Source organism: Arthrobacter sp. MYb227 (assembly GCF_002975435.1).
In the GTDB taxonomy this organism is placed as follows: domain Bacteria; phylum Actinomycetota; class Actinomycetes; order Actinomycetales; family Micrococcaceae; genus Paeniglutamicibacter.
This window is the reverse complement of record NZ_PCPT01000003.1, coordinates 366,346-380,846: the sequence shown is the minus strand read 5'-3', so window position 1 is coordinate 380,846 and position 14,501 is coordinate 366,346. Positions and strand designations below refer to the sequence as shown.

Here is a 14,501-nt window from a genome sequence, read left to right as displayed (position 1 = left end):
GTGCTCTTGAGCCCCAAGGATCTTTGAGCTATCCGGTGGTGCCGCGCCGCCGCACATTTCAGCGGACTAGAGGATCCCGTCCGGGTCGATGCGAATCGCGAGGATCGGCTCCTTGGCGGCGCTGAAGGTGGCACGCACGCTACGTAGTTTCTTGGTCACCATCGAGCCATCGGCATAGGAATAGAACAGTAGCCAACGGTGCTCGGCATCATCTTCCAGCACCGGACCATGCACACGGACCTGATCACCAAAGTTCAGCGCCTCGATAAACTTATCGGCGGTCACCGCCGGACCCTGAATCAACGCGGTACGCACCGCGGGAGGCAACTGCAATTCCCGGCGTTCGGCAAGCTCTGCATCGGCATATACCCCCGCATCAAAACGAATCAGCGCACGAGCTGGCTCACTTGGATCTCCGGCCAACACCACGGTACCGCCGCCGGGAACTCCCGGAGCACCCTGAGTACCGCGCGCCAAAGAGGCGGCGCCCATCCAACGGTTGAGTACCTCTTCGCCGGTGCGTAACGCCTCACGAGAAAGCATCCGGTCCCCATCGAGCAGCAGCACCGCCGCATACCCATGCTCGGCCACCGGTTCGGCCCCCGGGGTGGCGACGATCAACGCCGGAATATCCGGCACCTCGAAAATCGGTTTGGCGCCGGTGGCAGCAACAACGTTCACATTCGGGAAGGCACGGCCAAGCTCCTCTACGGTCCTATCGGCACCAATACTCGCGGCACGCAAACGCATGAAACCGCATTCGGTGCAGGACCAGCCGGCTGCAACCTTGCCACACCAGCCACAGGAAGGAGCCTCACGCGCGTCCTTGAGCGCCAGCGGACCTGTGCACTCTTGGCAGCGTGCCGAGGTGCGGCAACGTTCGCAACGTAGCGCCGGCATAAAGCCGGTGCGTGCCACCTGAACCAGCACCGGACCGTGTTGCAGCGCTTTTTTTGCCTCGCGCCAAGCAGCCGCCGGGAGCCTGGCGGCGTGAAGGAGCGGGTCACGGTTTTGCTCAAACTCATCGCTTGCGGCAATCACGCGCGGGGCATGAGCACGCAAGAGAACGCGGTTTGCCTTCAGCTCGGTGGCCCAATGACTACGAATCAACCGTTGGGCCTCGGCACTGCGCCCCGGTGCTGCCACCAGCATGCCGACCTTTTCCACCTCGCTGCGTAGTAGTAAAACCTCGCGGGCATGGTGGTAGGGGGCGCGCGGTTCGGCATGTGAGGCATCGGCATCGTCCCAAATCATTGCCAAGCCCAGATTTTTGACCGGAGCAAATGCTGCATTTCGGGTGCCAACCACCAATTGCGCGTGCCCGCGGGCGGCCTTGAGGAAGTTCCGGTAGCGCGGGGTTTGCCCGTCCTCGGCGCTGAGCCGCACATAACCGCCGGTGCCCAAGCGTGCATCGAGCAGCGTGCACAGCCGGCTCAGATCACGTGAATCTGGAACCACGATCAATGCCCCGCGACCGGATTCCATAGTTGCAAGCGCCGCCTCAAGCAGCAACGCCGGCCAATGGCCCGGCCGGTTGGGAATCGCACTGAGTACCGCGCGCGGAGAGTTACCGGCGGCTAATTCCGCGGCAAAATGTGCGCCACCCTCGTATTCGGCAAGCGAGGGGCTGTGTAGCGCGTCAAGCTGTTCGGGCCCACCAACACCGGAAATTGAAGACTGCTCGCCCCGCGCGGCCGGCTGGCTGGCACCGGGTTCCTGGGCGGGTTGTGTCAGAGGTGATTCGTGCTCACCGACTGGCTCTATCGGGGTCTTATGTGTGGCCTGAGCGGTTGCGTGATGGCGCTGCTTGCTCTCTTCAAACACTTCTTTTTCGACCCGAGCCATGCGTGGGGGGACCGCGGCCCGCAAGACGTCCCACAAGGTTCCGGCGTAGCGTTCGGCCACCGCGCGTGCGGTGGCAAGTACCGGGGCACTGAGTACCACTTCGGGTGAAACTACGGCGCGCAATGGCTGCAATTTGATCCCCGGCTCACCATGTTCCAGGCGTTCGGTGATGAATCCCAGAAGTTCTTGCCCCGCAAAGCGGACCTTGACCCGCACCCCGGGGTGCGCATCCGCATCGAGCTGGACCGGCACTAGATAGTCAAAGGGTCTATCCAGATGCGGTATTGATGATTCGATCACGACGCGGGCCACCGGTAGGTGGGCAGCCATGTGTGGGATGCCGGGCAGCTCGGTACTCAGATCGAATCCTGCCAGCAACGAAGGCTGATTGATCTGGTTCACGGTGCTTGTACATCCCCTTCCAAGGACTTGGTATTCTTCTTCACTCAGATTCTGACACGCGGCACCGACCAATGGGCAACACCCTGGGGGCCATGCACCGCCAAAAGTGCTGCGGATACGGCCGTGGCCTCCAATCACGCTTGCTTTACCAGCGTGAGTGGAGGCCACCAAAACGTACGTCACAAGGGTGCAGCAAACACCTCAACCGCGTCCCAAGGGGACGCGGCAGCTCACGCACTGTGTATTAGGCGCCGAAGTAGGCCTTCAGTGCGTCAACACGGTCAAGTGCTTCCCAGGTGAAATCGGCATCTTCGCGACCAAAGTGGCCGTGCGCAGCGGTCTTCTGGTAAATAGGGCGCAAGAGGTCGAGGTCTTCAATGATGCCCAGCGGACGCAGGTCGAAGACCTCATTGATGGCGGCGGTGATCTTCACCGGGTCAACATTCTCGGTGCCGAAGGTCTCCACATACAGTCCCACCGGACGAGCAACACCGATGGCGTAGGCAACCTGGACCTCGACGCGGCGAGCAAGACCGGCAGCCACAACGTTTTTGGCAACCCAACGCATGGCGTAGGCAGCCGAACGGTCAACCTTGGACGGATCCTTGCCGGAGAATGCGCCGCCGCCGTGGCGGGCAAAACCGCCGTAGGTATCAACGATGATCTTGCGGCCGGTGAGGCCTGCGTCGCCGACCGGGCCACCGATAATGAACGGGCCCGACGGGTTCAAGATGATACGCGTGTTGGTGGTATCCAGCGGGGCGTTGGCCAGCACCGGGGTGACCACGTGCTCCAGCAGCCCGTCCTTGAGGTCTTCAAGGGAGAATTCGGCCGCATGCTGGGAGGAAACCACGATGGTCTCCACCGAAACGGGGGTGTCTCCGTCGTAGCCGACGGTGACTTGGGTCTTGCCGTCCGGGCGCAGCAATTCCAGCAGGCCGGACTTGCGGACCTGGGTGAGCCGCTCGGAGAGGCGGTGCGCCAGGTGGATCGGGGTGGGCATGAGGGTTTCGGTCTCGTCCGAGGCGTAACCGAACATCAATCCCTGGTCCCCGGCGCCCTGCGCGTCGCGCGGGTCAACGGCGGTGCCCTCGCGGACCTCCAGTGAGTTGAAGACGCCGTCGGAGATCTCCTGGGACTGCTGTCCGATGGACACCGAAACGCCACAGCGGGCACCGTCAAAGCCGTTGGCTGAGGAGTCATAGCCGATGTCCAGGATGGTGCGGCGCACGATCTCCGGGATCTCGACGTACCCGTTGGTTGTCACCTCGCCGGCAACATGCACCAGACCGGTGGTGGTGAGGGTTTCCACGGCGACACGCGAGTTGGGGTCTTGGGCCAACATGGCGTCGAGGATGGCATCGGAGATCTGATCACAAATCTTATCCGGATGGCCCTCCGTAACCGATTCGGAGGTGAAGAGGCGCAGCTGCGAGGATTCTAAAGTCACCTTGCTACTGTACCGTCAACTTGTCTCGCTGGCAGAGTCGCGACCCGAATCCGGATGGGTTGGATGAAGTGCGTATGAAGCGTTCGTGACGCGGGCGCTCATCCCCTATGACATTTCACGACGCAAGATGACGTGGCGGCAGTGCGTGTTTGCACCGCCGCCGCCGCGTGGCTTGCGGGACTTAGCGAGTCAGCGCCGCGATGACCGCGTCGATGACGGCGCGTGCAGCGTCGTCCTTGGAACCTGCAGCATGCACCGGGGCGCTGCCATCGGCAGCCAAGATGGTGATGGAATTCTCATCGGTGCCGAAGGTGAGGTTCTCCCCCACCTCGTTGACGACCAGCAGTTCGCAGCCCTTGCGGGCGAGCTTGGCGGCACCATAGTCAAGCACGCTATGTTCCGCGTCCCCGGTTTCGGCGGCAAATCCAACAATGAGTTGTGGAAGCGTGCCGGAGTCACCCTCGGTGGCGCGCTCGGCGACCAGCATGGCAAGAATATCCGGGTTGCGGACCAGGGTGATGACCGGGTCGGCATGCTCGTCTGACTTTTTGATCTTGGAGTCGAGGTATTCTGCCGGGCGGAAATCTGCAACCGCCGCGCTCATGATCAGCACATCTGCCCCGTGTGCCGCTTGATTGACGGCGACCTGGAGTTCGCGGGCCGTGGAGGCATGGCTCAGCTCGACACCCGCCGGTGCCGGTTGATCCATGTGGGCGGCGATGAAACGCACCTGGGCACCTTGGGCCAGCGCGGCCTTGGCCAAGGCGATGCCCTGCCGACCCGAGGAACGGTTGCCCAAAAAACGCACCGGGTCTAGCGGTTCGCGGGTGCCACCTGCGGAAATCGCGATGATCTTGCCAGCCAGCGGAAGCGCCGTGTCGAAGGAGCTACCCTCTGAGGCAGCCGCATCGTTCAAATAGGTGGAGGCCAGCGCAAAGATCTCTGCTGGCTCCGGCAGTCGCCCAGCGCCGGAATCCTTACCGGTCAGTCGGCCGACGGCCGGATCGATGACGTGCACGCCGCGTGCGCGCAGCGTTGCAACGTTGGCTTGGGTTGCCGGGTGCTCCCACATTTCGGTGTGCATGGCAGGTGCCATGAGAACCGGTGCGTGAGTTGCCAGCAGCGTGCCGGTGAGTAAATCGTTGGCCATCCCGGCGGCGGCGCGGGCCATCACATCGGCGGTGGCAGGAACGATGAGCACCAGGTCCGCTTCCTGGCCCAAGCGCACGTGGTTCACGGTGTCTACCGCCTCAAAGACGGAGGTGCGCACCGGGTTGCCGCTCAGTGCCTCCCAGGTGGCGAGCCCCACGAATTCTAGGGACGCCTCGGTGGGGATGACATCGACGTGATGCCCGGCCTCTTTAAACAGCCGTAGCAGCAAAGCTGCCTTGTAGACGGCGATCCCTGCGGATACACCAAGAACAATGCGCTTCACTGCTACCACCGATACTCTTCTTCGGAGCCGGCCAGCCCCCTTGCGGGCTCAGGCCCCCCGTTTAGTTGGATGGGCCTGGGCTAGCCCGGGGTTACTGCCTAGCGGAGTATTACTCTGCTACTTCTTCGATCTTCGTGACGTTGAGCAGGCCTTCGTTGATTTCGCGCAGGGCGATGGAAAGCGGCTTCTCATTCAGGCGAGTGTCAACCAGCGGGCCAACGTACTCGAAGAGGCCCTCGTGCAGTTGGGCGTAGTAGGCGTTGATCTGGCGTGCGCGCTTGGCGGAGTTGATCACCAAGGCGTACTTCGAATCGGTGGTGGTCAGCAGCGAGTCGATGGACGGGCTGATGATGCCTTCAAGGTTCGTGTTCACGAAGCCTCCAAATTAACTAGACGGTGGATCATTCGGGGGGGGTGCTGGCAAGATCTTTGCGTCGCCACTGGCACATGCTTCTAACACATACTCCTGTGGCGCACAAAAATCCCGCCGGCAAAAAACTTCTAGTGCTCGTGCGGGGTCAAACCCATGAGGGTAACCAGCTCGTTAGCCGCGCGCGAAATCTCGTCGTTGACGATGGTCACGTCAAATTCGGATTCGGCAGCAAGTTCTAGTTTAGCGGTTTCTAGCCGACGCTGCTGCTCCTCGGGTGTTTCGGTACCTCGTCCGATGAGTCGGCGCACTAATTCATCCCAGCTTGGTGGGGCCAGGAACACGAATTTTGCCTCGGGAAGATTCTCTTTGACCTGGCGGGCACCCTGCAGGTCAATTTCCAGCAGCACACGCTTTCCGGCGGCTACGGCCTCTGCAACCTTGGTGCGGATCGTGCCGTAGCTGTTCTGCCCGTGCACGACCGCCCACTCAAGCATTTGCCCGCTTTCGACAAGTTCACCGAACTTCTCGGGACCGACAAAGAAGTAGTGAACACCATCAACCTCGCCCGGGCGAGGATTGCGCGTGGTCGCGGAAACCGAGAGCCACACCTCCGGGTAATTGTCTCGAATGAAGGTCGAGATCGTTCCCTTACCGACCGCCGTGGGACCGGCAAGGACTGTGACCGAAGGATGGGCACTATGCGTCATGGTGTGCTTCATTACTCTTTCAATTTGGGAGGCGATTGCTGGAAATGTTCCACCAACGCGATGCGCTGTTTGCGCCCCAGTCCGCGCAGACGGCGGCTGGGTGAGATCCCTAGTCTATCGATAAGGGTGTGTGCACGGATTTCACCGACACCCGGAACCGACTCCAACAGGTCCATCACGCGTAGTCGTCCGATGGCCTCGTCGTCGGGTACTAGGTCTAGGACTTCGGTGATGCTGAGCTTGCCGGAGCCAAATTGGTTCTTGATCTCGGCCCGGCGTGTGCGTGCAGCCAATGCCTTTGCCCGTGCCCGGATACGATCCTCGTCTGAGAGTTCTCGCAGTACCATGCTCTTGCCGCCGTTCATCTGTAGGTTTCAGCACTAGGGCAGTACGCCCTGAACTGAAGATAACCAAATCTAGCCTATGATGCAATGGGTTTTCGGCCTGTGGCTACCACAAACACAAAAAAATAGCTGAAATCAGACGCGCCCGAGTGCGGGTGAGGTCCAATTGTTGGAAACCTCACGATTTTGGGTGTTCTCCCCGCACCGACCTGCATCGATGTGAACTTGGGGTAAAAATCCGTTGAACCGTTACCGCACCGAGCGAAAACATGCGGAAAACCGGGGAAGTTTGTGCATCTGGCACTGCGCTAATCAGCACTTGCGCAATGGTTCGCACCACCACGTTATAGCCCTAGCGGTAGCCGGGGGGTGAGCAAGCTCGCATCCCTTTCGGCCGCTGGTTTTCCCGCTCAGCTGAACCATGAATTTCCTGTGAATACGTGGCTGGGAAGTGAAAGCATGTATTGCAGGCCTCCGTAGTGGCCCGCCGGTAGTTCATGGAGGAGCATGCGCATGAGCCCGCGACACGCGGGACGGTGTTTTGGTGCGCCGGCGGGGTGCGAATCTTGCACCGAACTTAAAATAGCTGTGCGTCGGCAGTGATCCTGTTTTCACAGAGTCACTGCCGACGCACACATTGCACACCTGGCAGCTGGAGCCCGAGGCAGCAGCTGCCAATCGGCGCCTAGATCAGCGAGTCACGGGTGCGCAGTGCTGCATTGAGCAACGCCTTGGCATCCGGACCGGCCTTGAGGATATCGCGGCTTGAGGTGCCTAGCACCTGCGGCCAAAACGCCCCAAAGGCAGCCTTCATCTCAGCACCGGTTGCACCCTGGGCACCAAGACCCGGAGCCAAAATGGGAGCTGCGGAAGCTGCAAGATCAATACCCAGATCTTCAAGCGCCGCACCAACCGTGGCACCAATGACCAACCCGGTGGAGCCAAACGGCACCCCGGGAAGGTTCTCGGCAGCATTATCCGCACCAACAGCGGTGATAATGCGCTTGGCAACCGACTGATCGCCACCCACATGCTGAACCGCCTTACCCTCGGGGTTGGAGGTCAACCCGAGCACGAACACACCGCGGCCGGTGGCAGCGGCAAGCTCAAGCGCCGGACGCAGCGACTCGTAGCCCAGGTAGGGGCTCAGCGTGACAGCATCGGCGGCCAACGGGCTGCCCTCCCCCAGCCAGGCATCGGCGTAGGCGGCCATGGTTGAACCAATGTCTCCACGCTTGGCATCGGCAATGCTCAACAGGTTTGCAGCAGCCATGGCGGCAAGAGTTTCCTCAAGCACTGCTAGTCCGCGTGAACCGTGACGTTCATAGAGTGCAACCTGCGGCTTGAGCGCGGCAACCTGCCCGGCCATTGCCTCAACGACGGTGAGCGAGAAGCTGCGCAGCCCCGCCACGTCATCATTCAAACCCCACGCGGTCAGCAACCCGGGGTGCGGGTCGATGCCAACACACAGCGGACCGTGGGCGGCCATGGCCGAAGCCAGGCGCTGCCCGAAGGCGGCGCGCTGGCTCGGCGTGGTGCTGGTGTTGCTAGGCATTTGCTGCATCCCGTGCTGCGGTTGCTGCAATAAGCGTTTCGGCGTGCTCCTGCAGGGAAGTGACATCCCATTCGAAGTGACGCATGGCATCGATCGCTTGGATCGCTGCACCGAATTCGGCAACGGTGGTGATGATCGGGGTGCCCACCGAAACGGCTGCGGCACGAATCTCATAACCATCGCCGCGTGATTCGCCACCCGAGGGGGTGTTGAGGATCAACGCGATTTCACCGTCGGTGATCAGCTCGGCAATATTGCGTTCGCCTTCGAGCTCGCCCTCGTGGACCTTGCGGACCACGGTGGAGGGGATGCCGTTGCGGCGCAGCACCTCGGCGGTGCCACCGGTTGAGAGGATCTCGAACCCGATGTCTGCCAGGTGCTTGACCGGGATCACGATCGAGCGCTTATCGCTATTGGCCACCGAGACAAAGACCTTGCCGGACGTTGGTAGCGGCGAGTTCGCCGCGGCCTGGGACTTGGCGAAGGCGGTATCGAAGTACTTATCGATGCCCATGACCTCACCGGTGGAGCGCATTTCCGGGCCGAGCAGCGAGTCAACGACCTTGCCCTCCGGGGTGCGGAAGCGAGCGAAGGGAAGCACTGCTTCCTTCACCGAGACCGGTGCACCCTCGGGAAGGTTAGCGCCGTCCCCGGTTTCCGGCAGGATGTGGTGAACCGTGCGCAGGTGCTCGATCGACACGCCAACACCGATCATGGCCGCGGCCTTGGCCAGCTGCACGCCGGTGGCCTTGGACGTGAATGGAACCGTGCGGCTGGCGCGCGGGTTCGCCTCGATCACGTAGAGGATATCTGAGGCAAGCGCGAACTGGATATTGATCAGTCCGCGTACGCCAACGCCCTCGGCGATGGCACGGGTTGCCTCGACCACACGGTCGCGCACGTCCTTGCCCAGAGTGATCGGAGGCAGCACACAGGCGGAGTCACCCGAGTGAATGCCTGCCTCTTCGATGTGCTCCATGATGCCGCCGACATACAAATCCTTGCCGTCGAAGAGTGCATCGACATCAATTTCGATGGCATCTTCCAAGAAGCGGTCAACCAGCACCGGGTGATCCTCGGTGATCTCGGTGGCGTTGGCGATGTAACGAGCCAGGTTTGCCTCGTCGTACACGATCTCCATGCCGCGGCCGCCCAAAACGTAGCTCGGGCGCACCAGGACCGGGTATCCGATCTCATCGGCGATCTTCTTGGCCTCGTCGAAGGACACCGCGGTGCCGTTCTTCGGGGCGATCAGGCCGCCGGCATCCAGCACGCGCTGGAAGGCGCCGCGGTGCTCGGCCAAATCGATGGCCTCCGGGGAGGTGCCGAGGATCGGCACACCGGCATCGGCTAGTTCCTGCGCGAGCTTCAGCGGGGTCTGCCCGCCAAGCTGTACGAACACACCAAGCACGCCGCCGGTGGATTCCTCGGCGTGGATGACCTCCAGCACGTCTTCGAGCGTCAGTGGCTCAAAGTACAGGCGGGTTGAGACGTCGTAGTCCGTGGAGACGGTTTCCGGGTTGCAGTTGACCATGACGGTCTCGTAGCCGGCCTTGCGCAGCGCCATGGTGGCGTGCACACAGGAGTAGTCGAACTCAATGCCCTGGCCGATGCGGTTTGGGCCCGAGCCCAGGATGATGACCGATGGCTTTTCGTGCAGCGCGACCTCGGTCTCCTCATCGTAGGAGGAGTAGTGGTACGGGGTGAAGGCCTCGAACTCGGCGGCGCAGGTATCAACGGTCTTGAAGACCGGTCGGATGCCCAGCGCGTGGCGAATCCCGCGCACTACCGCTTCTGACTTGTGGGTCAGCTTGGCGATCTGCACATCGGAGAAACCGTGGCGCTTGGCTTCGCGCAGGACTTCTTCGTTAAGGTCCGGGTTGGAGCGGATCATTTCGGCTGTCTCGTTGATCAGCTGAAGCTGGTCAAGGTACCACGGGTCGATGGCTGTCTTCTCGAAGACCTGCTCGATTGACGCGCCACCGAGCAGTGCGCGCTGTACGTTGTACAGACGCTCGGTGGAGCCCTTGACCGAGTCCTCCAGCAGGCCCTCGATCTCGAAGTCCATCGGCTTGTTGAACTCGATTTCGGATCCCTTTTGCTCGAGTGAGCGCAGGGCCTTCTGGAATGCCTCGGTGAAGTTACGGCCAATGGCCATGGCCTCGCCGACAGACTTCATGGTGGTGGTCAGTGTGGCATCGGCGGCCGGGAACTTCTCAAAGGCGAAGCGCGGGACCTTGACAACCACGTAGTCAAGTGCCGGCTCAAAGGCCGCCGGGGTCTTGAGCGTAATGTCGTTCGGGATTTCATCAAGCGTGTAGCCCAGTGAAAGCTTGGTGGCGATCTTCGCGATGGCAAAGCCGGTGGCCTTGGAGGCCAGCGCCGAGGAACGCGAAACACGTGGGTTCATTTCGATGACCACGATGCGGCCGGTGTCCGGCTCGATGGCGAACTGGATGTTGCAACCGCCGGTGGCGACGCCTACCTCACGGATGACCGCGATGGAGATGTCGCGCAGCTTCTGGTATTCGCGGTCGGTCAACGTCATGGCCGGGGCCACGGTGATCGAATCTCCCGTGTGTACACCGACCGGGTCAAAGTTCTCAATGGAGCAGATGACCACGACGTTGTCGTTCTTATCGCGCATCATTTCCAGCTCGTACTCCTTCCAGCCAAGGATTGACTCCTCCAGGAGTACCTCGGTGGTCGGTGAGTACTGCAGACCCTGACCGGCAATGCGGGTCAGGTCCTCGGCGTTGTACGCCATACCGGAGCCCAGACCACCCATGGTGAAGGACGGGCGCACCACGACGGGGTACTTCAGGTCCTCAACGGCGGCGAAGGCCTCGTCCATGGTGTGTACGATGTGTGAGCGAGCCGATTCGGCGCCACAACGCTCCACGACGCCCTTGAACTTCTCACGATCTTCACCAAGCTCGATGGCAGCGATGTTCGCGCCGATGAGCTCGACGTTGTACTTTTCAAGTACGCCGGCCTTATCCAGGGCGATGGCGGTGTTCAGTGCGGTCTGTCCGCCCAGGGTCGGCAGGATGGCATCCGGGCGTTCCTTGGCGATGATCTTTTCCACGACCTCCGGGGTGATCGGCTCGACGTAGGTGGCGTCGGCGAACTCCGGGTCGGTCATGATGGTGGCCGGGTTGGAGTTGACCAGGATGACTCGCAGGCCTTCTTCACGCAGGACGCGCAGCGCCTGGGTGCCCGAGTAGTCGAATTCGGCTGCCTGACCAATGACGATCGGGCCGGAGCCGATGACCAGTACCGATTTGAGGTCTTCGCGCTTGGGCATTTACTTCTCTTCCTGGGTGGAGGCGGTGGCGGCGTTCTTGGCCGCACGCATATTGGTGATGAAACGATCGAAGAGGTGGGACGCGTCGTGCGGTCCGGAGGCTGCCTCGGGGTGGTACTGCACGGAGAACGCCGGAAGATCCAGGCAGTTCAGGCCCTCAACGACGCCGTCATTCAGGGAGATGTGCGATACCTCGACGCGGCCAAAGCGCTCCAGCGGAGCATTTGCTGCGCCTTCGCGGGGAGCATCGACGGCGAAGCCGTGGTTCTGGCTGGTGATTTCCACCTTGCCGGTGGCCTTGTCCATGACCGGCTGGTTGATGCCGCGGTGGCCAAAGCGCAGCTTGTAGGTGCCATAACCCAGGGCACGGCCCAGGATCTGGTTACCAAAGCAGATGCCGAAGTACGGGATCTTCGCATCCAGCACCTGGCGGACCAGTTCTACCTGCACGTTCGCGGTGGCCGGGTCGCCGGGGCCGTTGGAGAAGAAGACTCCCTGTGCACCGGTTGCCACAACCTCTTCGAAGGTCGCGTTGTACGGCAGCACGTGCACGCGCACGCCGCGTTCGGCAAAGCGCTGCGGGGTCATCATCTTGATGCCCAAATCGATCGCGGCCACGGAGAGTTCAACCTCGCCGGTGAACCCGTGATCCGCCGGCTCGACGGTGTAGGCCTCCTGGGTGGAGACCAGCTCGGAGAGGTTTAGTCCCTCCATCGATGGCTGCGCGTTGACCTGCTCAATAAGCTCGGTCACCGGGGTCGCGGCGGCGGCACCGGAGAAGATTCCTGCCTTCATGGCGCCACGATCGCGCAGGTGGCGGGTCAGCGCACGGGTATCGATCTGCTGGATGCCGACCACCTCGCCGTTGATGAGTTCCTCATCGAGGGTGCGCTGGGTGCGCCAGTTTGAGGGGCGGCGTGCGGCATCGCGCACCACATAGCCGGCGGCCCAGATGCGGGTCGATTCGGCATCCTCATCGTTGACACCGGTATTACCAATGTGTGGGAAGGTCTGCACAATGATCTGCTTGGCGTATGACGGGTCGGTGAGGGTTTCCTGGTAGCCGGACATACCGGTGGAGAAGACTGCCTCGCCAAAGGTGGTGCCGATGGCACCGTAGCTGCGGCCGCGGAAAACTCGTCCGTCTTCTAGCACCAAGAGTGCTGGCTCGGTCCTGAGTACTGCTGTCACTGGTTTTCCTTATCCTCGGCGGGTGGTAAATCTTCGGTGCTGCTTGTAGTGCTAGATCCGTGGCTCATCATCGCACTGATGGCGGAAACAAGCTGCGGTAATTCGTGGTGGTAGCGCGGGCGGAAGCCGGTATCGACTAGTTTTTCATCAAGCGCCCAGGTGATGACCAGTAGCCCGTCTTTTTCGACGAACTTTCCGGCCATTCCGCTGCTGCGACCCACTGCGCTCAGTGCCACGGTGGAGATGAACAGATCTGCTGCCCCGTGGCGTGCGAAAAGCACTCCCGCATCGTGAACCAGCAGCGTGGCATTACAACGAATGCCTAACTGGTGTGCGGCGATGCGATCGAGCCAATCTCCTGCGGTGGTGGTGCTCACGTACTGCCCCTCGGACGGGGGAATAAGCTGAGCGCCCAAGTTCTCCGGCGTGGCCGGTGGTGCGGGAACAGTTGACTGCCGGCGCAACCGATTGCGCCAGCCCAGCAGAATGAGCCCAATGCACACCACGATGACGGCGATGGTGATCAGGATGGCACCGGTGTATTCACCCATGCTTAGGCCGTCTCGGTGATGCGCGGTGTGGCAAGTTCACCATCGCGCACCGTGAGGTGGCCGTGGAAGAACACGTGAGTAACCTTGCCCGGCAATTCCAGACCCTTGAACGGAGAATTACGTCCCTTGGTGGCCATCGCCAACGGGTCAACAACCCAGCGCGCGTCGGCATCAACCAGGGTGATGTTTGCCGGTTCGCCCACCGCAAGTGCGCGGCCCTGATCTTCCACCCGGCCAATGGCAGCCGGAGTGGTGGAGGTGACGCGGGCGAAGTCGGCCCAGCTGATCAGCCCCGTTTCGATCATTGTATGCTGCACTACCGAGAGCGCGGTTTCCAGCCCGGTCATGCCCATGGCCGCTGCGGCCCACTCGCATTCCTTGTCCTCGGACGGGTGCGGTGCGTGGTCGGTGCCGATAATGTCGATGGTGCCATCGGCCAGGCCAGCGCGCAATGCCATGACGTCTGTTTCCGTGCGTAGCGGCGGGTTTACCTTGAAGACCGGGTCATAGCTCTTGACCAGTTCATCGGTCAGCAGCAGGTGGTGCGGGGTGACCTCGGCTGTCACATTCACGCCGCGGGACTTGGCCCAGCGGATGATCTCCACCGAGCCGGCGGTGGAAACGTGGCAGATGTGCAGGCGGGAGCCGACGTGTTCGGCCAGCAGTACGTCGCGGGCGATGATCGATTCCTCGGCGACCGCCGGCCAACCGGGCAGACCCAGCACCGCGGAAACTTCGCCCTCGTTCATCTGGGCGCCCTCGGTGAGCCGTGGTTCCTGGGCGTGCTGGGCCACGACGCCGTCAAACGCCTTCACGTATTCCAGCGCGCGGCGCATGATCAGCGGATCAAAAACGCAGATTCCGTCATCGGAGAAGACCCGGACCGCCGCGCGGGAATCGGCCATGGCGCCGATTTCGGACATCTGTGCGCCCTTCAGTCCCACGGTGACGGCACCCACGGGGCGCACATCTACCCAGCCCGAGCGTTTGCCCAGTGACCAGACCTGCTCCACCACGCCGGCGGTATCTGCCACCGGGTTGGAGTTGGCCATGGCATGAACTGCCGTGAAGCCACCCTTGGCCGCGGCACGGGTGCCGGTTTCTACGGTTTCTGCATCTTCGCGGCCCGGTTCGCGCAGGTGGGTGTGTAGGTCAACGAGGCCCGGCAGGGCAATTTGGCCGGCGGCGTCAATAATTGTGGCATCGGCTGCTGCCGGGTGGGCACCCGCGTCGGCACCCAGGGCCACGATGACCCCATCATTGATCAAAATATCTGCTGTATCGGCACCCAAGGGTTTGGCATTGCGGATCAGGTAGCTGGTGTTAGTGCTCATCGTTGAC

Annotated in this window: 11 protein-coding genes; all 11 read right to left on the bottom strand. The window is 61.8% G+C overall.

The genetic code is table 11. The features are described 5' to 3' along the window. Positions 1 to 66: 66 nt before the first annotated feature. Entirely contained in the window at positions 67 to 2,247 is a 2,181-nt protein-coding gene (locus tag CQ018_RS09295; RefSeq protein ID WP_105549702.1) for a primosomal protein PriA, read from the bottom strand. A gap of 244 nt (positions 2,248 to 2,491) precedes the next feature. Further along, the gene (gene metK / locus CQ018_RS09290; protein ID WP_105549701.1) at positions 2,492 to 3,697 is read right to left on the bottom strand and encodes a methionine adenosyltransferase; all 1,206 of its coding nucleotides are present in this window, start codon (positions 3,695 to 3,697) and stop codon (positions 2,492 to 2,494) included. A gap of 181 nt (positions 3,698 to 3,878) precedes the next feature. Beyond that, positions 3,879 to 5,132 (bottom strand): bifunctional phosphopantothenoylcysteine decarboxylase/phosphopantothenate--cysteine ligase CoaBC, encoded by a 1,254-nt coding sequence (coaBC, locus tag CQ018_RS09285; RefSeq protein WP_105549833.1) that lies wholly within the window; start codon positions 5,130 to 5,132, stop codon positions 3,879 to 3,881. A gap of 109 nt (positions 5,133 to 5,241) precedes the next feature. Further along, the gene (gene rpoZ / locus CQ018_RS09280) at positions 5,242 to 5,505 is read right to left on the bottom strand and encodes a DNA-directed RNA polymerase subunit omega (protein ID WP_105549700.1); all 264 of its coding nucleotides are present in this window, start codon (positions 5,503 to 5,505) and stop codon (positions 5,242 to 5,244) included. Between the two features lie 128 nt (positions 5,506 to 5,633). Beyond that, positions 5,634 to 6,212, bottom strand: a complete 579-nt coding sequence (gmk, locus tag CQ018_RS09275; RefSeq protein ID WP_105549832.1) for a guanylate kinase — start codon at positions 6,210 to 6,212, stop codon at positions 5,634 to 5,636. 11 nt (positions 6,213 to 6,223) lie between these two features. Then, positions 6,224 to 6,559 (bottom strand): integration host factor, actinobacterial type, encoded by a 336-nt coding sequence (gene mihF, locus CQ018_RS09270; RefSeq protein WP_105549831.1) that lies wholly within the window; start codon positions 6,557 to 6,559, stop codon positions 6,224 to 6,226. Positions 6,560 to 7,241: 682 nt separating this feature from the next. Beyond that, on the bottom strand, positions 7,242 to 8,111 hold the full coding sequence (gene pyrF, locus CQ018_RS09265; protein ID WP_105549699.1) for an orotidine-5'-phosphate decarboxylase: 870 nt from the start codon (positions 8,109 to 8,111) through the stop codon (positions 7,242 to 7,244). Then, the gene (gene carB / locus CQ018_RS09260; protein WP_105549698.1) at positions 8,104 to 11,418 is read right to left on the bottom strand and encodes a carbamoyl-phosphate synthase large subunit; all 3,315 of its coding nucleotides are present in this window, start codon (positions 11,416 to 11,418) and stop codon (positions 8,104 to 8,106) included. Before carB ends, pyrF begins: the two co-directional genes overlap by 8 nt. Further along, positions 11,419 to 12,609, bottom strand: a complete 1,191-nt coding sequence (gene carA, locus CQ018_RS09255; protein ID WP_105549697.1) for a glutamine-hydrolyzing carbamoyl-phosphate synthase small subunit — start codon at positions 12,607 to 12,609, stop codon at positions 11,419 to 11,421. It lies immediately after the preceding gene. Then, positions 12,606 to 13,160, bottom strand: coding sequence for a hypothetical protein (locus tag CQ018_RS09250; RefSeq protein WP_105549696.1), 555 nt, complete (start codon positions 13,158 to 13,160; stop codon positions 12,606 to 12,608). The genes carA and CQ018_RS09250 overlap by 4 nt, the downstream gene beginning before the upstream one ends. 2 nt (positions 13,161 to 13,162) lie before the next feature. Next, positions 13,163 to 14,494, bottom strand: a complete 1,332-nt coding sequence (locus CQ018_RS09245) for a dihydroorotase (RefSeq protein WP_105549695.1) — start codon at positions 14,492 to 14,494, stop codon at positions 13,163 to 13,165. Between the last annotated feature and the right edge of the window lie 7 nt (positions 14,495 to 14,501).